Source organism: Zhengella sedimenti (assembly GCF_046506625.1).
Taxonomy (GTDB): domain Bacteria; phylum Pseudomonadota; class Alphaproteobacteria; order Rhizobiales; family Rhizobiaceae; genus Zhengella; species Zhengella sedimenti.
On the sequence record NZ_JBKFFP010000002.1, the window covers coordinates 99,175 to 125,393 of the forward strand.

Annotated in this window: 22 protein-coding genes; 10 read left to right on the top strand and 12 right to left on the bottom strand. The window is 66.1% G+C overall.

Going from position 1 to position 26,219, the window contains the following annotated elements; genetic code table 11:
• The first annotated feature begins 10 nt into the window (after positions 1-10).
• From dhaL to ACLB6G_RS06130, 3 genes are all read left to right on the top strand, one after another.
• Complete coding sequence (dhaL, locus tag ACLB6G_RS06120; protein ID WP_410355262.1) at positions 11-1,753, top strand: dihydroxyacetone kinase subunit DhaL; 1,743 nt, start codon at positions 11-13, stop codon at positions 1,751-1,753.
• Between the two features lie 200 nt (positions 1,754-1,953).
• On the top strand, positions 1,954-3,408 hold the full coding sequence (locus tag ACLB6G_RS06125) for an amidase (RefSeq protein WP_410355263.1): 1,455 nt from the start codon (positions 1,954-1,956) through the stop codon (positions 3,406-3,408).
• Between the two features lie 29 nt (positions 3,409-3,437).
• Positions 3,438-4,952, top strand: a complete 1,515-nt coding sequence (locus tag ACLB6G_RS06130) for a malonate--CoA ligase (RefSeq protein WP_410355264.1) — start codon at positions 3,438-3,440, stop codon at positions 4,950-4,952.
• A 6-nt stretch (positions 4,953-4,958) separates the two neighbouring features.
• Here ACLB6G_RS06130 and ACLB6G_RS06135 read toward each other — a convergent pair whose 3' ends face one another.
• Positions 4,959-5,561, bottom strand: coding sequence for a protein-methionine-sulfoxide reductase heme-binding subunit MsrQ (locus tag ACLB6G_RS06135; RefSeq protein WP_410355265.1), 603 nt, complete (start codon positions 5,559-5,561; stop codon positions 4,959-4,961).
• Between the two features lie 103 nt (positions 5,562-5,664).
• Positions 5,665-6,228 (bottom strand): EF-hand domain-containing protein, encoded by a 564-nt coding sequence (locus ACLB6G_RS06140; protein ID WP_410355266.1) that lies wholly within the window; start codon positions 6,226-6,228, stop codon positions 5,665-5,667.
• A gap of 262 nt (positions 6,229-6,490) precedes the next feature.
• Between ACLB6G_RS06140 and ACLB6G_RS06145 the strand changes: the two genes are divergently transcribed.
• From ACLB6G_RS06145 to ACLB6G_RS06165, 5 genes are all read left to right on the top strand, one after another.
• Positions 6,491-7,207: a response regulator gene (locus ACLB6G_RS06145; protein WP_410355267.1), complete on the top strand. Its 717-nt coding sequence runs from the start codon at positions 6,491-6,493 to the stop codon at positions 7,205-7,207.
• Positions 7,208-7,210: 3 nt separating this feature from the next.
• A complete protein-coding gene (locus tag ACLB6G_RS06150) occupies positions 7,211-8,584 on the top strand; it encodes an ATP-binding protein (RefSeq protein WP_410355268.1) in 1,374 nt (457 codons plus the stop codon).
• Between the two features lie 68 nt (positions 8,585-8,652).
• Positions 8,653-9,333 (top strand): DUF4386 domain-containing protein, encoded by a 681-nt coding sequence (locus tag ACLB6G_RS06155; protein ID WP_410355269.1) that lies wholly within the window; start codon positions 8,653-8,655, stop codon positions 9,331-9,333.
• Positions 9,334-9,399: 66 nt separating this feature from the next.
• A complete protein-coding gene (locus ACLB6G_RS06160; protein WP_410355895.1) occupies positions 9,400-10,188 on the top strand; it encodes an NAD kinase in 789 nt (262 codons plus the stop codon).
• A gap of 181 nt (positions 10,189-10,369) precedes the next feature.
• Positions 10,370-11,836, top strand: a complete 1,467-nt coding sequence (locus ACLB6G_RS06165; protein WP_410355896.1) for a DEAD/DEAH box helicase — start codon at positions 10,370-10,372, stop codon at positions 11,834-11,836.
• Between the two features lie 87 nt (positions 11,837-11,923).
• Here ACLB6G_RS06165 and sufA read toward each other — a convergent pair whose 3' ends face one another.
• From sufA to ACLB6G_RS06205, 8 genes are all read right to left on the bottom strand, one after another.
• Complete coding sequence (sufA, locus tag ACLB6G_RS06170; RefSeq protein ID WP_410355270.1) at positions 11,924-12,304, bottom strand: Fe-S cluster assembly scaffold SufA; 381 nt, start codon at positions 12,302-12,304, stop codon at positions 11,924-11,926.
• Between the two features lie 114 nt (positions 12,305-12,418).
• Positions 12,419-12,805, bottom strand: a complete 387-nt coding sequence (locus ACLB6G_RS06175; protein WP_410355271.1) for an SUF system Fe-S cluster assembly protein — start codon at positions 12,803-12,805, stop codon at positions 12,419-12,421.
• Positions 12,806-12,810: 5 nt separating this feature from the next.
• Positions 12,811-14,052, bottom strand: a complete 1,242-nt coding sequence (locus ACLB6G_RS06180) for a cysteine desulfurase (protein WP_410355272.1) — start codon at positions 14,050-14,052, stop codon at positions 12,811-12,813.
• Positions 14,053-14,174: 122 nt separating this feature from the next.
• Positions 14,175-15,446: a Fe-S cluster assembly protein SufD gene (gene sufD / locus ACLB6G_RS06185; protein WP_410355273.1), complete on the bottom strand. Its 1,272-nt coding sequence runs from the start codon at positions 15,444-15,446 to the stop codon at positions 14,175-14,177.
• Positions 15,447-15,456: 10 nt separating this feature from the next.
• Complete coding sequence (gene sufC, locus ACLB6G_RS06190; RefSeq protein WP_410355274.1) at positions 15,457-16,212, bottom strand: Fe-S cluster assembly ATPase SufC; 756 nt, start codon at positions 16,210-16,212, stop codon at positions 15,457-15,459.
• 75 nt (positions 16,213-16,287) lie between these two features.
• Positions 16,288-16,470 carry a hypothetical protein gene (locus tag ACLB6G_RS06195; protein ID WP_410355275.1) on the bottom strand — a complete coding sequence of 61 codons (183 nt, stop codon included), beginning with the start codon at positions 16,468-16,470 and terminating at the stop codon, positions 16,288-16,290.
• A gap of 60 nt (positions 16,471-16,530) precedes the next feature.
• Positions 16,531-18,051, bottom strand: coding sequence for a Fe-S cluster assembly protein SufB (gene sufB / locus ACLB6G_RS06200; RefSeq protein WP_410355276.1), 1,521 nt, complete (start codon positions 18,049-18,051; stop codon positions 16,531-16,533).
• A gap of 184 nt (positions 18,052-18,235) precedes the next feature.
• On the bottom strand, positions 18,236-19,387 hold the full coding sequence (locus tag ACLB6G_RS06205) for a cysteine desulfurase family protein (protein ID WP_410355277.1): 1,152 nt from the start codon (positions 19,385-19,387) through the stop codon (positions 18,236-18,238).
• Between the two features lie 221 nt (positions 19,388-19,608).
• Here ACLB6G_RS06205 and ACLB6G_RS06210 point away from each other — a divergent pair, with 221 nt between their 5' ends.
• Positions 19,609-20,283 (top strand): alpha/beta hydrolase, encoded by a 675-nt coding sequence (locus ACLB6G_RS06210; protein WP_410355278.1) that lies wholly within the window; start codon positions 19,609-19,611, stop codon positions 20,281-20,283.
• Between the two features lie 3 nt (positions 20,284-20,286).
• On the opposite strand, the gene ACLB6G_RS06215 is transcribed toward ACLB6G_RS06210, so the two are convergent.
• Positions 20,287-21,408, bottom strand: a complete 1,122-nt coding sequence (locus ACLB6G_RS06215; protein ID WP_410355279.1) for an anhydro-N-acetylmuramic acid kinase — start codon at positions 21,406-21,408, stop codon at positions 20,287-20,289.
• Between the two features lie 107 nt (positions 21,409-21,515).
• Between ACLB6G_RS06215 and tyrS the strand changes: the two genes are divergently transcribed.
• Positions 21,516-22,763 carry a tyrosine--tRNA ligase gene (tyrS, locus tag ACLB6G_RS06220; RefSeq protein ID WP_410355280.1) on the top strand — a complete coding sequence of 416 codons (1,248 nt, stop codon included), beginning with the start codon at positions 21,516-21,518 and terminating at the stop codon, positions 22,761-22,763.
• 19 nt (positions 22,764-22,782) lie between these two features.
• Here the strand turns inward: tyrS and ACLB6G_RS06225 are convergent, their stop codons facing one another.
• The gene (locus ACLB6G_RS06225; RefSeq protein ID WP_410355281.1) at positions 22,783-26,166 is read right to left on the bottom strand and encodes a YhdP family protein; all 3,384 of its coding nucleotides are present in this window, start codon (positions 26,164-26,166) and stop codon (positions 22,783-22,785) included.
• Between the last annotated feature and the right edge of the window lie 53 nt (positions 26,167-26,219).

The window sequence follows — 26,219 nt, forward strand, 5'->3', positions numbered from 1 at the left end:
GGAGGAAATCATGACGGGAATCCGCACGAAGAAGCTCATCAACGCGCCGGAAGACCTCATCGCCGAGGCCATCGAGGGCATGGTGCTGGCCCATCCCGGCATGCTGCGGGTGGACGGTCCGACCGGGCGCGCCGTCGTCGCCGTGGACGGGCCGCGCGACGGCAAGGTGGGTATCGTCATCGGCGGCGGCTCGGGCCATGAACCGGCCTTTGCCGGATATGTCGGGCGCGGCCTGGCCGATGCGGCCGCCGTGGGCAATGTCTTCGCTTCGCCGGGCCCCGAGCAGATCATGGACGCCGCGCGGGCGGTCGACGGCGGCGCTGGCGTGCTTTTCCTTTACGGCAACTACACCGGCGACGTCATGAATTTCGACATGGCCGCAGAGGAATGCGAGGCCGCCGGCATCCCGGCGCGCTCCGTCCAGGTGACCGACGACGTGGCCTCCGCGCCGGCTGATCGCGCCGGCGAACGGCGCGGCATCGCCGGCGACTTCTTTGTCTTCAAGATCGCCGGGGCGGCCGCGGAACTGGGACGCGACCTCGATGGCTGCGTGGCGGCGGCGCGCCATGCCAATGCCAATACGCGCTCCATGGGCGTGGCGCTGACAGCGTGCTCGCTGCCGCAGACGCTGAAGCCGAATTTCGAGATCGGGCACGACGAGATGGAAATCGGCATGGGGCTGCATGGCGAACCCGGCATCCGCCGCGGCAAGCTGGAACCGGCCGATGCGGTCACCGACGAACTGCTGACGCCGATCCTCGACGACATGGGCCTGAAACGCGGCGACCGGGTGGCGGTGCTCGTCAACGGCCTGGGGGCGACCGGGCAACTCGAACTCTACATCATGCACCGGCGCGTCGCGCAGACCCTGGCCGCGCGCGGTGTCGCGATCCATCATTCCTGGGTCGGCGAATACGCCACCTCGCTGGAAATGGCCGGCGCTTCGATCACGCTGATGAAGCTCGACGACGACCTGACGCTGCTGCTGGACACGCCTTGCCGGACTCCGGCGCTGACCGTCGGCGGCAGCCTGCCCGCCGCGTCATCCGGCCCGCGCACCCGCCGCCACGGCGGCAAGGCGGAGACCGCGACGGTTATCGACCGCTCGGCGCTGAAGACGGACGGGCCCGTGAGCCCTGCCCTCTTCCGGTCCATGATGAAGGCAGCCGGCGAGGCCATCGCGCTCAAGCGCGACTGGCTTTCGGAACTGGATGGCGTGATCGGCGACGGCGATCATGGCGTGACGATGGATATCGGCTGGACGGCGGCAAACAAGGCGCTCGACGAAGCGCCCGGCGACGAGACGGTCACGCAAAGCTGCATGCGCATGGCCAAGGCCTTTCTCGACGCGGTCGGCGCCTCTTCCGGCCCGCTTTATGCGAGCGCCTTCCGCGCTGCCGGCGAAGCGGTATCCGACCGGCTGAACCTGGACGCGGCCGCCATGGTGGCCTGGATCGGGGGCATGCATGACGGGATCCTGAAACGGGGCGGCGCCGTCCGTGGCGACAAGACAATGATTGACGCCTGGGGGCCGGCCGCCGAGGCGGCGAAGGCTGCGCTCGCGGAAGGCGCCGGACTGGCCGCCTGTCTCGACGCAGCCGTCGAGGGCGCCCGGCGCGGCCGCGACCATACCGCCACGCTGGAAAGCCGGCGGGGCCGTTCCGCCAAGCTCGGCGCACGCTCCATCGGTCATGTCGATCCGGGCGCCGCCTCCGCGCATGTGATCCTCGAGGCAATGCGCAACGCCTGCTGACGCTACGGCAGACACCAAATGTCAGCGGCAATGACGGACGGGAAGGCGCTTCGAAACGTCCAGGCGGCGTTTCCGGAAGCAGCCTTTCTGCTTATATATTGATTTTCAAATATAATCTTAAGTTGCAAAATTTTAATGCAACGGATATTTTCGACCAAGTATTCGATCTCTCTTTTATTGTAACTGAAAAGGATACTGACGTGACGATACCCGAGACTCGCTATACCGGGCCGGATCTTTGTGCACTGCCAGCCCGCGAGGCGGTCGAAATGCTCAAATCGGGCGATATCGCGCCCGAAGACCTGCTCGATGCCGCGCTGACGCGGATCGCCGAGGTGGAGCCCGTCGTCAACGCAACCGTCACCGTCTGCGAGGAACGGGCCCGGTCCGCCCTGCGGCGCCTGGAGGCGGATGCGAGGGCGCACGGCAACGAACCGGGCTGGCTGGCCGGCCTGCCCATCACCATCAAGGACCTGACCATGGTCTCCGGCGTTCGCACGACCTATGGCAATGTGGCGCTCAGGGATTTCGTGCCTGAGGCGAACGACCCGCTTGTCGAACGGATCGAGCGGCGCGGCGGGGTGGTGATCGGCAAGACCAACACGCCGGAATTCGGCGCGGGCGGCAACACGTTCAACGCCGTCTTCGGATATACCCGCAATCCTTGGGACACACGCAAGAATGCAGGCGGCTCGTCCGGCGGCGCGGCCGTTTCGGTGGCAACCGGCGAATGCTGGCTGGCGCAGGGCTCCGATCTTGCCGGATCACTGCGCACGCCGGCGGCCTTTTGCGGCGTGGTCGGACTGCGGCCCTCGCCCGGGCGCTGCGGCGGCGGACCGGCTGCCACCGCCTTTTCCATCGAGGGCATTTCCGGGCCGATGGCGCGCGACGTGGGCGACCTGGCGCTGTTCCTCGACACCATGGCCGGCTTCATTCCCGAAATGCCGATCTCGCTCGAAGCGCCGCGCGAACCGTTCCAGAAAGCGGTAAACCGGGCCGATGGCGCCGTCCGCATCGCCTTCTCCGAGGACCAGGGCGGTTTCGCGCCGGTCGAGGCGAACATTCGCGGCGTGCTGCGCGCGGCCATGGAGAAGGTGGCTGCCGCCGGCGGGACAGTAGAGGAAGCCTGTCCGGACCTGCCGGACCTCTATAAAACCTATGTCACGCTGCGCGGCGTGCATTACGGCTCGGTCAACGGCTACCTGCCGGATGCTGTCCAGGCGCATTTCAAGCAGACATTGCGGGAAAACACCGAATTCGGCCGCCGGCTGACCACGGAACAGATCTATGACGCGATGCGCCAGCGCACCGTGCTCTACCACGCGATGCGAACATTCCTGCGAGGCTACGATGTGCTCGCCATCCCTGTCACGGGGCTGGAACCGGGTCTGGTGGAAGAGGAATTCCCGGCCTTCGTCGATGGCGAACCGGTGACGGATTATGTCGACTGGCTGCGCTTTTCCTTCCTGGCGACCGCCACGGGCCTGCCGGCCATTGTGCTTCCGGCCGGATTTACCGCTTCGGGCATGCCGGTCGGCATCCAGCTTGTCGGGCCGCCGCGCGGCGAGGCCCGGCTGTTGCAGGTGGCCCGCGCGGTGGAAGCGGTTGTCGGCTTCCCCCGGAGGCCGATTGACCCTATCGTGTGCCACATCTGACTTGCGACGGAGCGGACAGCGAAAACACGATGGCAAACCTTCTCCATGATCGTCTCTTCGCCCGCCACGAGACCAGCGACCGAACCTTCCTGATCCTGCCGGACGGCCGCGAAATCCCTTACCGCGCCTTTCTGGAGACGGCATCCCGTTTCGCCCATGCGCTACGCGGCGCGGGCGTGCGAACCGGCGACCGCGTCGCCGTGCAGGTGAAGAAGTCGCCGGAGGCGCTGGCGCTGTATGCCGCCTGCGTCAAGGCGGGCGCGATCTTCCTGCCGCTCAACACCGCCTACACCGCCAGCGAAGTGGCCTATTTCGTCACCGATGCAGGGGCAAAACTGCTGGTCTGCGACAGCAGCGCGGTGGAAGCGCTCGCCCCCATAGCGCAAGGGGCCGGGGCTGGCCTGCTGACGCTTGACGGCGACGGTTCGGGCACATTGGCGCAGGCCACGAGCGGCGCGCCGGCGCATTTCGAACCGGCAAGGCGCGGACCGGACGACCTGGCCGCGTTTCTCTACACGTCGGGTACGACAGGCCGCTCCAAGGGCGCCATGCTGACACATGACAACCTGCTGTCCAACGCCGAATCGCTGGTCGACTACTGGCGTTTTGCCAGCGACGACGTGCTGCTGCACGCGCTGCCGATCTTCCATACGCATGGCCTGTTCGTGGCCACCAATGTCATCCTGCTCGCCGGGGCCGCGATGATCTTCCTGCCCGGACCGGACCTGGACCTGATGTTCCACGCCCTGCCCCGCTCGACCACGATGATGGGTGTGCCGACCTTCTACACGCGACTGCTGGGCGACCCGCGCCTGACCCGCGATTCCACCGCGCACATGCGGCTTTTCATTTCCGGCTCGGCGCCCCTGCTGGCCGAGACCCATGCCGATTTCGAGGCCCGCACCGGCCATCGCATTCTCGAACGCTACGGCATGACGGAGACCAACATGAACACGTCGAACCCCTATGAAGGGGAGCGCCGGGCCGGCACCGTCGGCTTCCCGCTGCCGGGCGTCGAGGTGCGCGTGGCCGATCCGGAGACCGGGCGCATCCTGGAGACCGGGGACATCGGCGTGCTGGAGGTGAAGGGCCGCAACGTCTTCAAGGGCTATTGGAACATGCCGGAAAAGACCGCCGAGGAATTCCGCGAGGACGGTTACTTCATCACCGGCGATCTGGGCCTGATCGACGCGGACGGCTACGTCACCATTGTCGGGCGGGCCAAGGACCTGATCATCTCGGGCGGATACAACATCTATCCCAAGGAGATCGAACTGGCGCTCGACGAGGCGCCAGGGGTCAGTGAAAGCGCCGTGATCGGGGTGCCGCATCCCGATTTCGGCGAAGGCGTCGTGGCGGTGGTCGTGGCGAAGGCGGGCGCGGCGCCCGATGAAGCCGGCCTGATGGCGGCGATTGCACCGGGACTTGCCCGCTTCAAGCAGCCCAAGCGCATCTTCATCATCGACGAACTGCCGCGCAACACCATGGGCAAGGTGCAGAAGAACGTGTTGCGCGACCGGTACAAGGACGTCCTTGCCTCCTGAGGCCGGTCAGGCGAGCGCCTGACGCTCAGACCTGCGGCGCATCCAGGACCAGACGCGCCAGGCTTCGAGCGCGGCCAAAGGCGCGAAGTGGACGATGGCGGCCATCGGATGGTCCCAGTCGTGCAGGCTTGCCCAGTGAACGAGCGTCAGCACGGCTGCGGCATAGGTCCAGCGCTGAAGCGATTTCCAGCGCGGTCCCATCGCGCGGACGAAGCGGTCCGACGAGGTGACGGCCAGCGGAATGAAGATGGCGAAGGCGATCCAGCCGGTCCAGATGTAGAGGCGCGGCAGTTCCGCGATGACAGTGGCGAACGCGGCCTTGTCCACCAGGTAGAAGAGCGTGTGCAGCGCGGCATAGCCGAAGGCGGCCACGCCGAAATAGCGCCGGTTCTTGCGCAGCCAGCGGGCAAGGCCGGTGCCCTTGAAAAGCATGGTCAGCGGCGTGATCATCAGCGTCACGATCAGAAGGCGGGCGGCGAACTCCCCGGTCGGATGGACGAGAATGTGGATGATGCGGGGATTGGCGGAGGTGAAGGCCTGCCCGATCCAGATGGCGGGCAGGATTGTGAGGACGGCCCAGAGCCACCAGGGCGACAGACGCGACAGCATGATCTTGCTCCTCAACGCACCGCAATCGCGGCGCTGACGTTTCAAGGGAAACGGGGAACGGACCGGCCCCGGCGCCAGCCCGTTCCCCGGCATTGCGGGCCGGTCAGCGGCGGCCGCGGCCGCGGTCTTCCATGCTCAGCGCGCCATCGCCGTTGCGGTCCATGAACTTGACGACATTTGCAAGTCGGGCATCCAGTTCGGCCCTGGTGATCTGGCCGTCGCCATCGTCATCGAGGCGCTGGAAGGCATCGACCATGCGCGAGCGGGTGAATTCACGGTACAGCGTGTCGAATTCCTCGATGGAGAGGGATCCGTCGCCCGAGGCATCGGCGCTGGCGACCTTGGCTTCACGGAACGTGTCGATCTCGGCCTGGGTGATCTTGCCGTCCTTGTCGGCATCGACCTCTGTGAACAGCGTGCGGAACATTCCGCCGTGCCCGCCCATGCCATGGCGCCCGCCATGGTGCTTGCCCCAGTGACGGCCCTCGCCGCCGTGGCGGCCCCAGCCGCGCTCACCATCGCCCCAGCCGGCGCGCATCATTTTCATGCCCTGCATCTGCTGCCCCATGGCCTGCGGCGCGCCATCCTGTGCAATGGCGACGACGGCACCCGTGCCGGTGACGGTGATGGCGACGAGGGCGGCGGCGAGAAGAGTGGAACGGTTCATGGTCAAGTCCTTTGCTTTTCCTGAAGGGGTCTGGCCTTGCGGCCGGTGACGTGTCCCTTGAGTTCAAGCTAGGCGCTCGCGGCGCAAAAGGTTTGTCAGCCGATGGCCGGAATTGTCGCCGTTTGTCGCGCGTGGCCGGGCTGATACATCCTGCGACAAACTTTGCATGCGCATGCCGGGCCAATAGGCTCTAGAAGATGAAGAACCGCCGCGCGCGGCTCCCTTGTGCGCGGCAGATCCAAAACGGACGGAGCCCCAGGCCGTGACCGCCAATTCGGAACCGCAGATCCTGATCGTCGACGATGCGCGCGACATTCGCGAACCGCTGGGCCAGTACCTGCGCAAGCAGGGCATGCGCACGCGCCTTGCAGCCGACGCGGCGCAGGCGCGCCTTGCGATCGAGGAAGCGGCGATCAGCCTCGTCGTGCTCGACATCATGATGCCGGGCGAGGACGGCCTGAGCCTGTGCCGCTGGCTGGCGGCGCGCGGCGGGCCGCCGGTCATCCTGCTGACAGCGATGGCCGACGAGGCCGACAGGATCGTCGGGCTGGAGCTTGGGGCCGACGACTATATCGTCAAGCCGTTCAACCCGCGCGAATTGCTGGCGCGCATCCGCGCCGTGCTGCGCCGCGTACCGCCGCCGGAACCGTCGCTGCCATCCGGCCGGCGGCGCTTTGCCGGCTGGGAGCATGATCCGGGTGCCCATGTGCTTCGTCACGAGGACGGGCGTTCGGTAGACCTGACCTCGGGCGAAAGCCGGCTGTTGTCGGTCTTTCTCGACAACCCGCGCACGGTGCTGAGCCGTGCGCGCCTGCTCGACCTGACCGCCGGACGCGAGGCCAAGGCCTATGACAGGGCCATCGACAACACGATCAGCCGGCTGCGCCGCAAGATCGAGGCGGATGCGAAGGCTCCGCGCCTTCTGGTTACCGAATGGGGCGGCGGCTATCTGCTGGCCGCCGACGTGGCGGAGGCCTGAGCGATGCGACGCCTGCTGCCCGACAGCCTGACATGGCGCTTTGCCCTCCTGCTGGCAGCCGCCCTGATCGTGGCCAATGCCGTGGCCGGCGTCCTGCTGTCATCGCAGCGCCAGCGCCTCGACGAGGCGGCGCGCGAAGCCCGCGAGATCGAGCGGGTCACCTCGCTCGTACCCGCGCTGGAGGCGGTGAACCCTTCCGCCTGGCGGGCCATCGAGCGGGACGCATCGACGCGTTTCTCGCGCATCCGCATCGCCGACAGTCCCATCGTGGAAACAACGGCCACGGATGCCCGCTCGCAGGACATCGCGCGGCGCATCGCGCAGGCCCTGCCCGGCCGGACGGTCGCGGTGGCCGTCGTCGACCGTTCGCGGTGGTCACGCCTTCGCCTGCGGCGCGACGAGGCGCGCGGGCCTGACGGCGACGGGCCGGACACGATCGCCATTTCCGTCGCCCTCAACCGGAGTGCCGGCGTTGACGATTCACCGGCCTGGCTCAACCTTCTGTCGTTCGTGCCGCGCCACCTGCGCGGCGAGGCCCGGCCGGGTGCCATGCTGACCATCCTGCTGCTGTCGCTCGTTTCGGTGCTGGGCGTCGGGCTCTACTTCGTGCGTCACCTGACGCGTCCGCTGGCCGCCCTGGCGGACGCGGCACGCGCCGCCGGACGTGGCGACCGGACGGTGCGGGTGCCAGAGGACGGCGTGCGCGAGATGCGCGAGGCGGCCACCGCTTTCAACGACATGCAGGCCCGCATCGCCGGATTCGATGCCGAGCGCATGCGCATGCTGGCCGCCGTCGGCCACGACCTGCGCACGCCGATCACGAGCCTGCGCATCCGCGCGGAAATGCTGGACGAGGACGACGCCGCGCCGATCATCCGCACCCTGGACGAGATGACCGTCATGGCGGAAGGCCTCATCGCCTATGCCAAGGGAACGCAGGATGCCGAGACGGTGCAACCCGTGGACCTGAAAGCCCTGCTGGAACGCCTTTGCCGCGAGCGTGGCGCCACGTTCGGCGTGGCGAAGGGCCTCACCGTCAGCGGCAGGCCCGTTGCGCTCGGCCGCGCCTTTTCCAACCTGATCGACAATGCCATCCGCTATGGCGGCAAGGCCGAGGTCACGCTTGGCGAACAGGATGGCGAGGCGGTGGTGACGATCGCCGACGAGGGCCCGGGAATTCCCGGCGAACGGCTGGAGAGCATGTTCGAACCCTTCGTGCGCGGCGAGGAGAGCCGCAATGCGGAGACCGGCGGGGCCGGTCTCGGCCTTTCCATCGCGCGCAGCCTGCTGCTCGCCCATGGCGGGACGCTTCGGCTGGAAAACCGGACGCCAAAGGGCCTTCGCGCCATCGCGACCTTGCCTCTGGGCAAACGATGACCGAAGCCGGTGCGCGCAGCGCGCGCAAGCGGGGAGACAAGCGGCGCCTTTTCTGAAACCATGGCCCGATGGACCATCAAAGCGCACCTCCCCCCGCCTGGCTCTTGCGGCTGGCCGGCCTTGCCTATCTCCTCATCATCCTGGCGGGCGTCAGCGCCGAGGCTTTTCTGCGCGGGCCGCTGATCGACCATGCCGATCCGACGGCAACGCTTGCCGCGATCAACGGGCACGGGATGCAATTCCGCCTGTCGATTGCCGCGGATCTCGTCATGGCGATGAGCGATGCCCTGCTCGCCGTGCTGCTGTTCCTGATCTTCCGGCCCGTCTCCCTCGCCCTTTCGCTCGCGGCGCTGGTCTTCCGACTGATCCAGACGGCGATCATCGCGGCCGGCCTGCTGGCCCTTCAAGGCGCATGGCTGCTCGCTCGGGCGGATGACGCGGACGGGATGCTGTTCCTCCTCGACCTGCATCGCCACGGCTACGACCTGGGCCTCTTCTTCTTCGCCGTCAATTGCGTGCTGACCGGCCTGCTTGTCATCCGCTCGGGCTGGTTTGCGCGGCTGCTGGGCATCGGGCTGATCTCTGCCGCGCCGGTCTATCTTGCCGGCAGCCTGTGCCGTTTCTTCGCGCCGGAGCTTCTGCCTTATGTCCAGCCGGCCTATGTCGTGCCGCTTGTCGCGGAGAGTGCGTTCTGCCTTTGGCTGCTCTCCGGCCGTGTCCGGGCGTCGGCGGTTGCGAACCGGACCTGACCCTGGCTCCTTGGCCTTGGCCGGTGGCCGTGCTAGGCCAATCGTCCGTTGAACTTGCGAAGGACCATGCCCGTGCTCGACAAGCCGGCCGAACAGCTCAGCCTCGCCTTCCAGGCGGCCGACACGCCGGAAGCGCGCGAGGCCGCGCGGCGCCTTGCCGCGCTCTACGGGCAGGAGGACCCCGAGCGCGCCGATGTCATCGTTGCGCTGGGCGGTGACGGCTTCATGCTTCAGACGCTGCACGAGACAATGGACAGTGGCCGGCGCATCTACGGCATGAACCGCGGCACGATCGGCTTCCTGATGAACGAATACCGGGAAACGGACCTGCGCGAACGGATCGCTTCGGCCACGGGAGAGACCATCCGCCCGCTGCGCATGGTGGCGGTGGATGATGCCGGCGCCGTGCATCACGCCAATGCGCTCAACGAGGTGTCGCTGCTGCGCCAGTCCTTCCAGGCGGCCAAGATCCGCATCACGGTGGATGGCAAGGTGCGGCTCGACGAACTCATCTGCGACGGGGTGATGGTGGCGACGCCGGCCGGATCGACGGCCTACAACCTGTCGGCCCATGGCCCGATCATCCCGCTGGACGCACCGCTGCTGGCGCTGACGCCCGTCAGCCCGTTCCGGCCAAGGCGCTGGCGCGGCGCCCTGCTGCCCAACCATGTGACGGTGGTCTTCGACATCCTGGAGCCGGGCAAGCGGCCGGTCAACGCGGTGGCTGACCATTCGGAGGTCAAGTCGGTGGTCAAGGTCACGATCCGGGAGTCGCGCTCCGTCAGCGCAACGCTGCTGTTCGACGCCGAACACGGCTGGGACGAGCGTATCCTGGCGGAACAGTTCCGTTATTGACCATATCGGCGGCGCAAACGCCGCGAATCGACGGAAACTGTTGACTTTCTCGCGGATGACCCGTAGGGCGAAGCGAAATCGCCGGACATAACCACCGCGAAACCGTGCCCGATTGCGCACAATACTCTGATCAAGAGACCCAAACCACGTGTCATCTGACGAAAACAACCAAGCCCCTGACGTGACGTTTGCCGATCTCGGCCTGTCGCCGAAGGTTCTCTCCGCCGTCACGGATGCCGGCTATACCACGCCGACACCGATCCAGGCGCAAGCCATTCCCCACGCCCTGGCCAACAAGGACGTGCTGGGCATTGCCCAGACCGGGACCGGCAAGACCGCCTCGTTCGTGCTGCCCATGCTGACCCGGCTGGAAAAGGGCCGCGCGCGGGCACGCATGCCGCGCACGCTGATCCTTGAACCGACGCGCGAACTGGCCGCGCAGGTGGAGGACAACTTCGTCAAGTACGGCAAGAACCACCGCCTCAACGTGGCGCTGCTGATCGGCGGCGTTTCCTTCGAGGACCAGGACCGCAAGCTGGAGCGCGGCGCCGACGTGCTGATCGCCACGCCGGGCCGCATGCTGGATCACTTCGAGCGCGGCAAGCTGCTGCTCAACGGCGTCGAGATCCTCGTCATCGACGAAGCAGACCGGATGCTCGACATGGGCTTCATCCCGGACATCGAGCGCATCTGCAAGCTGATCCCGTTCACCCGCCAGACGCTGTTCTTCTCGGCCACCATGCCGCCGGAGATCACCCGCCTGACCGAACAGTTCCTGCACGCCCCTGTGCGCGTGGAAGTGGCCAAGGCGTCCTCGACGGCCGAAACCGTGACCCAGCGCCTCGTCAAGTGCGGTCCGAAGGACTGGGACCGGCGCGCCAAGCTGCGCGACATCATCCGCGCGGAGGAAGAAACCGGCGAATTGAAGAACGCCATCGTCTTCTGCAACCGCAAGCGCGACGTCTCGGAACTGTTCCGCTCGCTGGTCAAGCATGACTTCGACGCCGGGGCGCTGCATGGCGACATGGACCAGCGCGCCCGCATGGCCATGCTCCAGGGATTCCGCGACAACAAGCTGAAGCTGCTGGTCGCCTCGGACGTGGCCGCGCGCGGCCTCGACATTCCCGATGTCAGCCATGTGTTCAACTTCAACCTGCCGATTCACGCGGAGGACTATGTCCACCGGATCGGCCGCACCGGCCGCGCCGGAAGGTCGGGCAAGGCCTTCTCGCTGGTCGCCAAGGCGGACCGGAAGTATCTCGAATCCATCGAGAGGATGCTCGGACGCGAACTGGAATGGCTGGACGGCGATCTGTCGACGCTGAGCGAAGCCGACAGCGCGCCGGAGACGTCGCGCGGACGGCGCGGCAGCACGCGCAAATCCGAAAAGAGCACCTCCACAAGAGGCGGCGACCGGCCGAAGCGTGAACGCAAGCCGCGGACCGAAAGCCGTGAGGAAGAGGCCGCAACCGAGCCCGTCGAACAGTTGCCGGTGCGCGAAAGCCGCAAGCCGGCCGCACCCGAGCGGCGCACGCCGAAGCCGGACGAGGATCGTCCGCGTCGCCGGCGCGAGGAACGCGACAACGAACCGGCCCCGGTCGGATTCGGCGACGATGTGCCGGCCTTCATGAAGATCGCGGTGCGCTGAGCGCACCGGTTTTCCGGAACTGGACGTGAAAAAGGACCCTTTGCGGGTCCTTTTTGCATTTCATGGGTACCGGACCGGGAGGCCGGTTCAGGCCGTGCCGCGCGCCTCGGCCAGCGCCTTCAGATCCGCCGGCCTGAGTTCCACGGATTCGCCGCAACCGCAGGCTGACGACTGGTTCGGATTGTTGAAGACGAACCCGCTGCGCAGCGTCGTGACCTCGAAATCCATCTGGGTTCCAATCAGGTACAGCGTCGCGGCGGGATCGACCCAGACCTTCGCGCCGCCGTGCTCGATCACGTCGTCCTTTTCATCCGGCTCGGTGACGGCATCAATGGTGTATTCCATGCCGGCGCAGCCGCCCTTCTTGATGCCGACGCGCACGCCAAGCACACCATCTTTTGTTTCCACGACCTCGCGCACCCGCGCAGCGGCGGCATCGGTCATGGTCATGATTTCAAAACGGGCCATTCTTCCTCCATTCAACGCAGGTTCAAGGCCTGCGCAACGGGTTTCGGGCTGTAACTCACATCTTCAAAGATGGGGCATGCAAGGGCATAGCGCAAGGCCGGCCCCGGCGCGCCATCAATACCAGCCGACGGCGACCTGGGCTTCCTCCGACATGCGGTCGGGCGTCCAGGGCGGATCGAAGGTCATGGCCACGTCCACCTGGCCGACGCCTTCGACGGAACTTACCGCGTTCTGCACCCAGCCCGGCATCTCGCCGGCCACGGGGCAGCCGGGCGCCGTCAGGGTCATCAGGATCGACACGGAACGGTCGTCCTCGATGTCGATGCGGTAGATCAGGCCGAGTTCGTAGATATCGGCCGGGATTTCCGGATCGTAGACGGTCTTGAGCGCGCCGACGATATCGTCGGTCAGACGGGCCAGTTCTTCGGCGGGAATGGCCGAGGACGCATGCAGCCCGTCATCGGCTGCGGTGTCTGTTTTCTGGGCCTGTTCATCTGTCATGGCATTCATCCAAAGAAGTTGCGGGCCTTTTCCAACGCTTCTGCCAGGGCGTCAACCTCGGCATGGGTGTTGTAGAGACCGAAAGAGGCGCGGCAGGTCGATGTCACGCCATAGCGCTTGAGCAAAGGCTGGGCGCAATGGGTGCCGGCGCGCACGGCCACCCCTGCCCTGTCGATCACCATCGAGACATCGTGGGCGTGGATGCCCTCCATCTCGAAGGAGACGATGGCGCCCTTGTCAGGCGCGGTTCCGAAAATGCGCAGCGAATTGATGCGCGACAGGCGCTCATGGGCGTAATCACGCAAGGCTGCCTCATGGGCTGCGATGGCCTCGCGGCCGAGCGTCTGCATGTAGTCCAGCGCCGCGCCCAGACCGATCGCCTGGACGATGGGCGGCGTGCCGGCCTCGAAGCGGTGCGGCGGGTGGTTGTAGGTCACCTTGTCCTCGCTGACGTCCTCGATCATCTCGCCGCCGCCCATGAAGGGGCGCATGGCTTCCAGCCGTTCCTTCCTGCCGTAGAGCACGCCGATGCCCGAGGGACCATAGACCTTGTGGCCGGTGAAGACATACCAGTCGCAGCCCAGATCCTGCACGTCGACGGGCATGTGGACGGCGGCCTGGCTGCCATCGACAAGCACGGGAATGCCGCGCTCGTGGGCGATGCGGCAGATCTCCTTCACCGGTGTCACCGTGCCAAGCACGTTGGACATGTGCGTTATGGCGATGAGTTTCGTCCGCTCGCTCAGGCAGGCGGTGAAAGCCTCCATGTCGAAGGCGCCGTCATCCGTCACCGGGGCCCAGACCAGTTTCGCGCCGTTGCGTTCGCGCACGAAATGCCAGGGCACGATGTTGGAATGGTGCTCCATGATCGAAAGCACGATCTCGTCGCCCTCGCCGAGATGGGCAAGGGCGTGGCCATAGGCGACCGTGTTGATCGATTCCGTCGCCGACTTCGTGAAGACGATCTCGTCCACCGACCCGGCATTGAGGAAGGCGCGGACCTTCTCGCGCGCGCCTTCATAGGCGTCCGTGGCGGCGTTGGAGAGGAAATGCAGGCCGCGATGCACATTGGCATATTCATGCGAATAGGCATGCGTCACCGCGTCGATGACGGCCTGCGGCTTCTGCGCCGAAGCGCCATTGTCGAGATAGACCAGCGGCTTGCCGTGCACCTGGCGCGCCAGGATCGGGAAGTCGCGGCGGACAGCCTCGACGTCATAGGCATTGCGTGTCAGCGTCTCAGCCATGGCCTTCTCCGCTCGTCATTGCATGGGCGGCCCTTCGATCAGGTCGGCAATAGCGCGCCGCACCGGTGCCCGTCATTGCCGTTTCGCAAATCCCGGCATATCGGGCGTTCGCCGGCCTGGCCTCAGCCATTGTCCGCAAACCAGCCATCCAGCCGTTCCTCGAGCGCGGCGACAAGCGCCTCGTTGTCCAGTTCCTCGATCACCTCGGCAACAAATGCCTTGACCAGGAGGCGCCGGGCTTCCTTTTCGGGAATGCCGCGCGCCATCAGGTAAAACAGGTGATCGTGGTCGATCTCGGCCACGGTGGCGCCATGGCCGCAGGCCACGTCGTCGGCGAAGATTTCCAGTTCCGGCTTGGCGGAGAAATCCGCGTCGTCCGACATGAGCAACGTGTTGCAGGCCATGCGCGCATCGGTCTTCTGGGCGATCCGGTGCACATTGATGCGGCCCTGGAAAACGCCCTTGGCCTTGCCGGTCACGACGTTGCGCACGACCTCGGTGGATGTCGTGGACGGCACGGTGTGGTCGAGCACCATGGTCAGGTCGGTGTGGCCCTCGCCGGCCAGCAGGTTGACCGTTCGCAACTGGAAATCGGCCCCCTCGCCCTTCACCGCGACAACCACTTCCTCGCGAACCAGCTTGCCGCCGGCATTCATGATGAAGAGGCGCAGCTTTGCGTCGCGGGCGAGCCGGGCGGTGAAACTGGCCAGGAGCGATGCCGTGTCGGGCTGCTCCTGCAGCACGATCCAGTCGACCGCGGCGCCCTCGCCGATTTCAATGTCCGTCACTGACGTGACAAGCGCGGCACCACGCCCGGTCTGGCGTTCCACGACGGTGGCCCTGGCACCCGCCCCGACGGTGACCGGAAAGCGGACATGCACCTGGCCGCCGGCGTGGACATTCTGGATTTCGACCGGAACGTCGAGATCGGCACCGGCCTCGATGTCCAGGGCCCAGCCGCCGGACACAAGCGCCGCGTTCAGTGCGCCGATGGGATCATCCCCGTTTCGCGGCGCAAGCGCACCGGCCAGCGACCCGTCCGCCAGCAGGTCGGTGAGCGGGCGCCAGGTCACGCCGTCGATGTTGTCGTCGGCCTGCAGCGCCTGCCCGTTGGCGGCGATGGCGATGGCGGAGTGTTCCAGCAATTCCCCGACCGGGTCGGCCTGGGCTTCCGGATCGTAGGCGGGGACGTCGGAGAGAAGGCGGCGCAGGTCGGTGTAATGCCACGCCTCGACGCGGCGCGTCGGCAGGCCCGCATTGCGAAGGCCGGCGAATGCCTCGTCGCGGGCACGCACGACATCGGGATTGCCGGCAAGCCGCGAGAAGCGCTCCTCGTAGCTGTCGATGAGCGCCTGTTCGGCGGGCGTCGGCTTGGGTACGGTCCGTATGTTCATTGCAGACACCTCACGCCGCTTCGCCGATCACGTCGGCATAGCCGTTCTGCTCCAGGTGCAGCGCCAGTTCCGCGCCACCAGACTTGATGATGCGGCCCTTGTAGAGGACGTGCACCGTATCCGGCACGATGTGATCAAGCAGGCGCTGGTAGTGGGTGATGACGAGGAAGGCGCGATCGGGCGAGCGCAGCGCGTTCACGCCATCGGCGACGACCTTCAGCGCGTCGATGTCGAGGCCGGAATCGGTTTCGTCAAGCACGCAGAGGGACGGCTCCAGCAGTTTCATCTGGAGGATTTCGGCGCGCTTCTTCTCACCGCCCGAAAAGCCGACATTGAGCGGGCGCTTCAACATGCCCAGGTCCATTTCGAGGCTGGAGGCAGCCTCCTTCACCTTGCGCATCAGTTCCGGGATCTTCAGCGGTTCCTCGCCGCGGGCCTTGTGCTGGGCGTTCAGGGCCGTCTTCAGGAACTCCATCGTGGCGACGCCGGGAATTTCCATGGGATACTGGAAGGCAAGGAAAACGCCGGAGGCGGCCCGTTCGGCCGGGTCCATTTCCAGAACGCTTTCGCCGTTCCACAGGATGTCGCCCTCGGTCACCTCGTAGTCCTCGCGTCCGGCGATGACATAGGACAGGGTCGACTTGCCGGAGCCGTTCGGCCCCATGATGGCGGCGACCTCGCCCTTCTTCACGGTCAGGTCGAGGCCCTTGATGATCTCGGTGCCGTCTTCGGCGATGCGGGCGTGCAGGTTCTTGATCTCGAGCATTTCGGTGTTTTCCGTCTTCGGTCGGCCATTGCGGCCATCTGTTTCGATTGCGCGGCCGGGCCGCGCCGGTTTGTTCTAGCCGCGGGCCCGGAAAAGGCCGCGGGCGGCAAAGCTGATGCCGGCGATGGCACCCAGGATGGCTGCGCTTGTCAGCGGCGAGCCGAAGGGCGCAAGCCAGAAGCCCAGTGCGCAGGCGACCAGGATGGAGATCGCCCCGGCAGCGGTTTCAGCGCCCTTTCCCGGTTTCCTCTCAGCCATGGCATTTCCCCGCTGCGCAGGTCCCGGGAACAAGCCCTGGCTTGACGCGTGCGGCGGACATCATCCGACGCTGCCTTCCAGCGAGATGCCGATCAGCTTCTGCGCCTCGACTGCGAATTCCATCGGCAGTTCCTGGATGACTTCCTTGACGAAGCCGTTGACGATGAGCGCGATGGCCTCCTCTTCCGGAATGCCGCGCTGCATGACGTAGAAGAGCTGGTCCTCGGAAATCTTCGACGTGGTGGCCTCGTGCTCCAGCTTGGCCGAGGAATTCTTCGCCTCGATGTAGGGCACGGTGTGGGCGCCGCAGTCATTGCCGATCAGCAGGCTGTCGCACTGGGTGAAGTTGCGGGCATTTTCCGCCTTGCGGTGAACGGAGACCTGGCCGCGATAGGTATTGTTGGAATTGCCCGCGGAGATACCCTTGGAAATGATGCGGCTGGTCGTGTTCTTGCCCAGGTGCAGCATCTTGGTGCCGCTGTCGATCTGCTGGTGACCGTTCGACACGGCGATGGAGTAGAACTCGCCGCGTGAATTGTCGCCGCGCAGGATGCAGGACGGATACTTCCAGGTGATCGCGGAACCGGTCTCGACCTGCGTCCACGAAATCTTGGAATTGGTGCCGCGGCAATCGCCGCGCTTGGTGACGAAATTGTAGATGCCGCCCTTGCCGTCCTTGTCGCCGGGATACCAGTTCTGGACGGTGGAATACTTGATCTCGGCATCGTCGAGCGCGACCAGTTCGACCACGGCGGCGTGAAGCTGGTTCTCGTCGCGCTGCGGCGCGGTGCACCCCTCCAGGTAGGAGACGTAGGCACCTTCCTCGGCGATGATGAGGGTGCGCTCGAACTGGCCGGTGTTCTTCTCGTTGATGCGGAAATAGGTGGACAGTTCCATCGGGCAGCGCACGCCCTTCGGCACGAAGACGAAGGAGCCGTCGGTAAAGACCGCGGAATTCAGCGTGGCATAGAAATTGTCGGTCTTCGGCACCACGGAGCCCAGATATTTCTGGACGAGTTCGGGATGCTCGCGAATGGCCTCGGAGATCGAGCAGAAGATGACGCCCGCCTTGGCCAGTTCCTCCTTGAAGGTGGTGACGACGGAAACGCTGTCGAACACGGCATCGACGGCGACGCGGCCCGAGGCATAGACATTGTCGCCGACCTCGTCGAGTTCGCTCTTCTCGCCGGGCTTGCGAACACCGGCCAGGATTTCCTGCTCTTTCAGCGGGATGCCGAGCTTCTCATAGGTGGCGAGGAGTTCCGGATCGACCTCGTCCAGCGATTTCGGCCCGGCCTGTGCCTTCGGCGCGGCGTAATAGCTCAGCGCCTGGAAGTCGATCTCCGGGTAGTCCACGCGCGCCCAGCTGGGCTCGATCATGGTCTGCCAGCGGCGGAACGCGTCCAGACGCCATTCCAGCATCCAGTCCGGTTCGTTCTTTTTGTGGGAGATGAGGCGGATGATGTCCTCGGACAGGCCGGGCGGGGCCTTGTCCATCTCGATCAGCGTCTCGAAACCATATTTGTACTGGTCCACATCGATCTTGCGGACCTGCTCGATCGTCTCCTGCACGGCAGGCATTGGCGTTCTCCATCCTTGCCGGATTCAAGGTCCGGCAGTTGTCGACGTCATATGGCATGTCCCGCACGCGCGGGACCGTACCCCTTATCTAGTGAGCCGGACGGGAAATGAAAGCGGCGCGCCGCCCTGTTTTTCCCGCCTGTCCCCCCGCATTCCCAAGGCCTGCGGGCCAGCCCTTTCGTGCTCACGCGGCCTTGCGGCGCGCCAGCAGAATTCCGATCGCCTGCAGCAGGCGCTCCAGTTCGTCCCAGGCCGTCGTCCGGCCGATCGAGACGCGTAGCGCGCCGAGCGCCGCATCCGCGCCCATCGCCTCCAGTACGTGGCTCGGCCCCACCTTGCCCGAGGAACAGGCGGAGCCCGCGGAGACCTGAAGCCCTTCCAGGTCCAGCGCAATCTGAGCCGTCTCCGCCTTGATACCCGGCAACGAAAAGAACGACGTGTTGGCGATACGCAGGGCGGTGCGCCCGTGGATCACCACGCCCGGTGCGATTTCCTCAAGCCGCGCCTCGAAGCGGTCACGCATGGCTTTCACATCCGCCATGTGAGGCAGTGCCCGCCCGGCCTCTTCGGCAGCGGCGCCGAAGCCTGCAATGCCGGCGGCATTTTCCGTGCCGGCACGATGGCCGCGCTCCTGACCGCCGCCCCGGATGAGCGGTTCGGGCATCAGCAGGCCCTCGCGGGCAACGAAGGCGCCAACGCCGCGCGGTCCGCCCAGCTTGTGCGCGGAGAGAATCAGGAAATCGGCGTAACCGGCTGCCATGTCGATGGAAACACGCCCCGCAGCCTGTACGGCATCGACCACAAGCACGCCGCCTGCCTCGGCCACAAGCGCGCGCACGGCATCCAGCGACTGCAGCACGCCGGTCTCGTTGTTGGCGGCATGGAGGGCGACCAGCGGCAGCCCGGTCTCGGCGTCGTGGGCTTCCAGCGCCCGGCGCATGGCTGCGATGTCCACAAGCCCGTCCGGACCGACGGGAAGCCGCGTGACCTTTCCGGCGGGGAACCGTCCGCCGGCCAGCAGGCAGGGATGGTCGCTCGCCAGCACATGGAGATGCGAGCAGGTGAGCGGCGCGCGGCCCATGCGCCACTGCGGCGTCAACAGGGTCGTGGCGGCCTCGGTGGCGCCCGACGTGAAGACAACGTGCTCGGGTGAAGCGCCGACCAGCGCGGCGACCTGACGACGCGCATCCTCCACGACGCGGCGCGCGGCCTTGCCGGCACGATGCACCGAGGAAGGGTTGGCGTCTGCCGCCAGCGCCGACACAAGCGCAGCGCGCGCGCTGTCGAGCAGCGGCGCACTGGCGTTGTAATCGAGGTAGGCCGGCGTCCTCGCCATGGTTACAGTTGCTCTCCCAGCGCACCCAAATGCACGCGAAGTCGTTATTTTCTTGAAACGAAAGGCCTGACTGTCCTATCAAGCCGTCCGCCAGAGGCTGTCAAACCACCTCTTAGAACTATTCTAAACGTGTTTCTAGGGAGTGCGCCAGTCCCCGTCAAGCCGCGCGGCCTTCACCTTTCGCGCAGTCCGGGAGCGCCTCCAGACAAGAAGGACCGACCATGCCAGAGGTCATTTTCGCCGGGCCCGCGGGCCGTCTCGAAGGCCGATATCAGCCGTCGAAGGAAAAGAACGCACCGATCGCGATGGTGCTGCACCCGCATCCGCAGTTCGGCGGGACGATGAACAACAAGATCGTCTACGACCTTTTCTACATGTTCCAGAAGCGCGGTTTCACCACGCTGCGCTTCAATTTCCGCGGCATCGGCCGCAGCCAGGGCGAGTTCGACCACGGTTCGGGCGAGCTTTCGGACGCCGCCGCCGCGCTCGACTGGGTGCAGTCGCTGCATCCCGATTCCAAGTCCTGCTGGGTCGCCGGTTATTCCTTCGGCGCCTGGATCGGCATGCAGTTGCTGATGCGCCGGCCCGAGATCGAGGGCTTCATCTCCATCGCGCCGCAGCCCAACATCTACGACTTCTCCTTCCTGGCGCCCTGCCCCTCCTCCGGCCTGATCATTCACGGGGACAGCGACAAGGTCGCCCCGGCCAAGGACGTCCAGGGACTTGTGGACAAGCTGCACCAGCAGAAGGGCATCACCATCACGCAGAACACGATGGAAGGCGCCAACCACTTCTTCACCGGGCGCGAGGACGAGCTTATCGAAAACTGCTCGGACTACCTGGAAGCGCGCCTGCGCGGCGAACTGGCCGCGCCCAAGCCGAAACGCCTGCGCTGACCGTCATCCGCCGGGCCGTTCCAGCACGCCACCGGTCACCGGTTCGCGGCAGCCGGTGGTCGTGGGCCAGGTGAGCGGCAGTCCCTTGAGGGCGCGCACCGCCAGATAGGCCCAGGCTTCCGCTTCCATGGAATCGCCGTTCCAGCCCAGGTCCTCGGCGACGAGGACATGTGCCGGTTCCACAAGCGTTTCCAGTTCCCGCCGGATCAGCCCGTTCTTCCGCCCGCCGCCGCACAGCACCCATGTGCGCGGGCGCTCCGGCACATGCTCGGCTGCCCTGGCGATGGCATGGGCCGTCACGGCCGCAAGCGTGCGCGCGCCGTCGGCCAGTTCCGCCTTGCCCAGCGGATCGAGCGTGAAATCGTTTCGGTCAAGCGACTTCGCGCCGTCGCGGGCGAAGTACGGATTGTCCATGTAGCGGGCCAGCGCGGCTGCGATCACCACGCCCTCTGACGCAATGCGGCCGCCATCATCGTAGGGAATGCCGGCCACGGCCTGGACCCACTGGTCGATCAGCGCATTGCCCGGTCCGGAATCGAAGGCCACCGGCGCCCCCGCCTCCGGAACCCAGGTGACATTGGAAATGCCGCCGACATTGACCGCCATGACCGGAAACGCGACACGGCCCGGCGCCAGCGCGCGCGCAATTGCAGCATGATACGCCGGCACCAGCGGCGCGCCCTGCCCGCCATGGCGCATGTCGTTTGCGCGCATGTCGAAGACGACCGGCACGCCGGTGTCGCGAGCCAGCGCGGCGCCGTCGCCCAGTTGCACGGTCAGCGCCTTTTCCGGACGATGGAGCACGGTCTGGCCATGAAAGCCGATGACGGCGATGTCGCCCGCCGGCCAGCCATTATCCTTCAGGAAGGCATCGACCGCCACGGCATGGCGGCGGGTGATCTCCGCTTCCAGCGCGGACAGGCCGCCGGGCCGGTCGTCGCGCCGCTCGATCGCCTTCGCCGTCTCCAGCGAAGCCTCGATGCGGCGCCGGAAGGCCGCTTCATAGGGCACGAAGCCCGATGGCCCGCGCTTCACTGCGGCCTCGCCGTCGGTCTCGACGCAGGCAATGTCGATGCCGTCCATCGAGGTGCCGCTCATCAGCCCGATCGCGCGTGCAAGCGCCATGGAAACCGCCCGTTCTTGTGAATCCCGCCGGGATAGTGTTAAAGCCGCGCGGGCCGTTGCACCACCCGGCACGGCTCCTCGTCACAGCAAAATCCGGAAACAAGCCGATGTCCGCCTTCAAGTCCGATTTCCTGCGCACCATGAGCGAGCGCGGATTCATCCACCAGACCTCCGACGACCAGGGTCTCGACGACCTGTTCGGCAAGGAGCAGGTGACGGCTTATATCGGCTTCGATGCGACGGCGAAGAGTCTCCATGCCGGTTCGCTGATCCAGATCATGATGCTGCACTGGCTGCAGAAGACCGGCCACCGGCCCATCGCGCTGATGGGCGGCGGCACCTCGATGATCGGCGATCCGTCCTTCAAGGACGAGGCGCGCAAGCTGCTGACCGCCGATGACATCGCGACCAATCTGGAAGGCATCAGGCAATCCTTCGCCCAATATCTCGATTTCGGCGGCGGCAAGGCGCTGATGCTCAACAATGCCGACTGGCTGATGGACATCAATTATGTGGAATTCCTGCGCGACGTCGGCCGGCATTTCTCGGTCAACCGCATGCTGTCCTTCGATTCGGTGAAGATGCGCCTCGACCGCGAACAGTCGCTGTCCTTCCTCGAATTCAACTACATGATCCTTCAGGCCTATGATTTCGTCGAACTGAACCGGCGCGAGGGCTGCCGCCTGCAGATGGGCGGTTCGGACCAGTGGGGCAACATCGTCAACGGCATCGATCTCGGCCACCGCATGGGCACGCCGCAACTCTATGCGCTGACCTCGCCGCTGCTGACCACATCGTCCGGCGCCAAGATGGGCAAGACGGCCAATGGCGCGGTCTGGCTAAACGGCGACATGCTGAGCCCCTACGAATTCTGGCAGTACTGGCGCAACACCGAGGATGCCGACGTCGAACGCTTCCTCAAGCTCTACACGGTGCTGCCGATGGACGAGATCGCCAGGCTGGCAGCCCTCGGCGGCTCGGAGATCAACGAGGCCAAGAAGGTTCTGGCAACGGAAGTGACCGCCATGCTACATGGCCGCCAGGCCGCCGACGACGCGGCGGAAACGGCGCGCCGCACCTTCGAGGAAGGCGCGCTTGGCGCTGACCTGCCGACCGTGGAAATCGCCGCCTCCGAACTGACCGGCGGCATGGGCGTGCTGGCCGCCTTCGTGGCGGCGGGACTGGCGGCATCCAATGGCGAGATGCGCCGTCATGTGAAGGGCGGCGCGGTCAAGGTCAACGACCGGCCTGTTGAAGACGACCGGGCGTCCGTTTCCATGAATGACGTGAACGCCGAGGGCGTGATCAAGCTGTCGCTCGGCAAGAAGAAACACGCGCTGATCCGGCCGGTCTGACCGGCCGGGCCGGCCGCGCCTAGCGGAACTCGAAGATCGAACGGAAGATGCCAGGCGCAATGGCCGAGATCGGATTGATCTGCAGTTTCGGTGACTTGGCTTCGCCGGACAGCTTGTAGGTGATGCCGATCAGGCCGCGGTCGCGGCCGTTTCCGAGAACGTAGCCGAGCACCGGGATTTCCCCGAATATCTTGTTCAGGCCATAGGCCGGCATGAAGGTGCCGGTGACCGACATGTTGCCCTTTCCGTCGTAAAGGGTTCCCTGGAAGGTGGTGCCGATCAGCGGACCGCGCAAAACGCCGCGCTGCATGGTCAGCGATTTCTCGCCCTTGCTGATCAGCGCGAAGCCCCGGTCGAACCGGACACGCGAGGTGTCGATGTCGCTGCGCACGGCATCCGACAGGCTGCGGCCATCGCTTTGGGGTGCCGGGGTCGAGACCAGCGAGGCCAGGCGCGGCTCGTTCACCAGCCAGAAGTCACGGACATCGACCTGGCCCGACAGGGGGCCGTTTCCGGTGCCCTTCAGCGCGACCGCGAGAACGCCGCCCTGCATGCGTTCGTAGATGTCGAGAAACCTCAGGATCGCGCCGGCATCGCCCGTGCGGATCTCCAGGGCGCGGTTCGTTCCGCCGTTGTGGCGGACCTCCACGGCCGAACCGGACCGGGCAACAGCGGTGAGCGAGGCCGAGGCCGGCTCGTTTCCCTTCCCGGAATAGTCAAGGCGCAGTTTGCTCAGCACCTCGCCGGAGAAACCGGTGACACGGTCGAGCCGGGCGGTGACGGCGACCTGGGTCTGGCCGGCGCCCGCCGCTGTCGCCGTTTCGCTGTCCTGCAATGCCTTGACGAGGGCGCGCGCATCCATCGCCTCGCCCTCGATGTCGATGCTCAGGCCCTTGCGCTGGCGCGTCAGGCGGGCGGAAAAATCGTCGCCGCGGTTGAGACGGACCCGGGAAAAGGTGGCGGACACCAGATCGCCGGAGGAAAGCTCGACATTGCCGGCCAGGGCAAAACTTGCGCCCTCGACGGAGAGATCGCGCACGCGTGCCCTGTTTCCGTCCGTTTCGAGAACGAAACGGGCGGTGGCGGGAACGCCCTTGCCCTTGGACCAGCCCATCCAGGGCACCGACAGCACGGCATCGTCCAGTTTCGCCTCCACCGTGCGGCGCTCCGAGGGGCCAGAAACCTTTACCGCGACAGGGCCGGACAGGATCTCCGCGAGGCCCGGCGCCAGATCGTTGCGTGCCTTGTCGTCAAGCAGGAGCGCGACATCCACTTGCGTCGGATCGTCACCGTCCAGGGGTTCGACGAGTGACAGGTCAGCCTCGATGCCGTTGAGCCTGCCCCTGGCCTCGATACGGGCGCTTGCCGGGTCGATCACGGCCTTGCCGTCGGCCTCCGTCAGGCGCTGGCCATCGAACTCGTGGTCGATGGCCAGATCCTCGAAGGCGAGGTCGACGCGCCAGTCGAGCGTGGCAATGTCGGTATCCTTGTCGACGGGAATGTCCGTCTCGACCACACCGGTCACCGAGCCGGACAGCTTGTCGGGAGAAAAGCCGAGACGCTCACCGGCATTGATGGGTTCGCGCGAGGCCAGTTCCACGATGGACGGCGCATCGCCCTCGATGTCGATCTTCAGGCGGCCGATCACCGGGTTTATGTGCGTGTCCCTGAAGGTGAGAACGCCGTTCGTGCCCTTCACCTTGCGCCCGTTCTCCATGAAACCGGTGCCTTCCGACAGCGTGATCGTCACGTCGTTGCCGGCGAAGTCGATGACGCCGGTGGCGTCGCGGATGGGCGGAATTTCGCCGGCCACGTCGAAACGCGTTCCCGCAACCTCGAAATGGCCGTGGATCTCGTCGGCATCGAAGGGAAGCCCGTCTGTCAGACGGCCCGGCCCCGCCGACAGTTCCAGTTCGGTATTGGTCAGCACGCCATCGAAGAGATTGTCCATCACCCAGCGGCGCGGATTGGGCGCCGACAACCATGGCCAGAGCTGCTTTGCGTGGGAGACCGGCAGGCGATCGGAACGGATCGCCAGAAAGACGGCAGGCGTCTCCCCCTCGCCGAAGACGGCGGTGGCCGATCCCAGCACTTCGCCGCCGGCCGTGCGCACGGCGAGAGAAGAGGCTTCCAGGCTGTTGCTCCCGGGCCGGTAGACGCCGGCAATGCGCGCGCCGAGTTTCAGGCCGGGCTCCGGACTGTCCATGGGCGCAAGGAAGACATCGTTGGAAACCAGTTCATAGCGCCAGGCCGGCTCCTCGTCCTCAGCCGGCGGCCTCGGGCCCGCCGCCCCGGAAAACGGGATGCGCGTGCGGTTGACCTGCAACAGCGCTTCCGGGATGTCCACCTTGCGCGATCCGGATGCCAGGTCCGCGGTCAGCATCAGCGACCCCTTCAGATCGCCCGGCGTCTCGACGGTGGCGGAATAGGCGGGCGCGCGAAGCCGCATCCTGAGCGCCTGCCCGGCGCCGGCGTGCGTCTCCCCGCCTTCCAGCGCGATCTCGAGGTCAGGCACGGACAGGGCGGGCGCCGCCGCGGCGCCTTGCAGGTCGATGCCACCGGTCCGGATTTCGGCCGCAAGCGCCGTGATCGCATCACCCACCTGGCGGCCGCTCGCCTCCAATGTGACGGGCGTACCGGCGAAATCGATCACGCCGGAAGCCTCGAATGTGCCGTTCAGGGCGTGGCGCAGATCGGCCTCGGCGATCGCGATGCGCATGCCGTCATAGGTCACCTGCGTCTCGTCGAGCGAGATGCGGCTGGTCCCCGTGGCGTCCAGGCGCTTGAGCGCGGCGCGCACCGATTCGAACACGAGCGCCAGCACGCGGTCCGGATCGACCAGCCCCTCGGCATCGCGCACCGGCTGGAGGAAATCGCCTTGCGGGTCCGGCGCCTTCATCCCGGCAGCAGCGTGTGCGCCGGCAATCGACAGGCTGGCAAGCTGAAGGCGGCCATTCAGGAGCGCCCAGCTCCCGATGCCCAGCTTCACCGCCTTGGCGGATGTCACCGACTGGCCGGTATCCGCTTGGCGCACGTCCACGTCGCCAATTTCAAATGCGAGGTTGATCCCGTTGGCAAATGACAGCCGGGTGTCGCCGAGCGACACATTGACGGGAAAACCGTAGAGCCGCGCCAGCGCCGTTTCGGCCTCACGGCTGATCCGCTCCGCACCCACGCCCGCATTGATCGCCACCCAGGCGCCGGACAGGGCGAGCAGCACGACGAGACCGGCCGCCGCCACGCCGCCGCCGATCCAGCGCAAGACCTTCCAGGCGCGATAGAAGCGCGCCGTCTGGGCCGTCAGCCCGGCAGAGGACGGCAGGGCGTCAAGCGCCGGCAGTTCACGCCGCCTGAAGCGGACACGCGCATGACCATGCTGCGCGTGCGCCCTGTCCTGATCCATGCGTTCCTGCCCCGTAGACGAATCCGTGAATGGCACTATAACCGGTTTGCCAA

Bases quoted from the DNA above. Each gene is read 5' to 3' on its own strand.
- sufA (WP_410355270.1), bottom strand. From the start codon at position 12,304: ATGGCCCGTTTTGAAATCATGACCATGACCGATGCCGCCGCTGCGCGG.
- ACLB6G_RS06135 (WP_410355265.1), bottom strand. From the start codon at position 5,561: ATGCTGTCGCGTCTGTCGCCCTGGTGGCTCTGGGCCGTCCTCACAATC.
- ACLB6G_RS06210 (WP_410355278.1), top strand. From the start codon at position 19,609: ATGCCAGAGGTCATTTTCGCCGGGCCCGCGGGCCGTCTCGAAGGCCGA.
- sufB (WP_410355276.1), bottom strand. From the start codon at position 18,051: ATGCCTGCCGTGCAGGAGACGATCGAGCAGGTCCGCAAGATCGATGTG.
- sufC (WP_410355274.1), bottom strand. From the start codon at position 16,212: ATGCTCGAGATCAAGAACCTGCACGCCCGCATCGCCGAAGACGGCACC.
- ACLB6G_RS06180 (WP_410355272.1), bottom strand. From the start codon at position 14,052: ATGGCTGAGACGCTGACACGCAATGCCTATGACGTCGAGGCTGTCCGC.
- ACLB6G_RS06160 (WP_410355895.1), top strand. From the start codon at position 9,400: ATGCCCGTGCTCGACAAGCCGGCCGAACAGCTCAGCCTCGCCTTCCAG.
- ACLB6G_RS06225 (WP_410355281.1), bottom strand. From the start codon at position 26,166: ATGGATCAGGACAGGGCGCACGCGCAGCATGGTCATGCGCGTGTCCGC.
- sufD (WP_410355273.1), bottom strand. From the start codon at position 15,446: ATGAACATACGGACCGTACCCAAGCCGACGCCCGCCGAACAGGCGCTC.
- ACLB6G_RS06130 (WP_410355264.1), top strand. From the start codon at position 3,438: ATGGCAAACCTTCTCCATGATCGTCTCTTCGCCCGCCACGAGACCAGC.
- ACLB6G_RS06140 (WP_410355266.1), bottom strand. From the start codon at position 6,228: ATGAACCGTTCCACTCTTCTCGCCGCCGCCCTCGTCGCCATCACCGTC.
- ACLB6G_RS06175 (WP_410355271.1), bottom strand. From the start codon at position 12,805: ATGACAGATGAACAGGCCCAGAAAACAGACACCGCAGCCGATGACGGG.
- ACLB6G_RS06215 (WP_410355279.1), bottom strand. From the start codon at position 21,408: ATGGCGCTTGCACGCGCGATCGGGCTGATGAGCGGCACCTCGATGGAC.
- dhaL (WP_410355262.1), top strand. From the start codon at position 11: ATGACGGGAATCCGCACGAAGAAGCTCATCAACGCGCCGGAAGACCTC.
- ACLB6G_RS06205 (WP_410355277.1), bottom strand. From the start codon at position 19,387: ATGGCGAGGACGCCGGCCTACCTCGATTACAACGCCAGTGCGCCGCTG.
- ACLB6G_RS06150 (WP_410355268.1), top strand. From the start codon at position 7,211: ATGCGACGCCTGCTGCCCGACAGCCTGACATGGCGCTTTGCCCTCCTG.
- ACLB6G_RS06195 (WP_410355275.1), bottom strand. From the start codon at position 16,470: ATGGCTGAGAGGAAACCGGGAAAGGGCGCTGAAACCGCTGCCGGGGCG.
- ACLB6G_RS06155 (WP_410355269.1), top strand. From the start codon at position 8,653: ATGGACCATCAAAGCGCACCTCCCCCCGCCTGGCTCTTGCGGCTGGCC.
- tyrS (WP_410355280.1), top strand. From the start codon at position 21,516: ATGTCCGCCTTCAAGTCCGATTTCCTGCGCACCATGAGCGAGCGCGGA.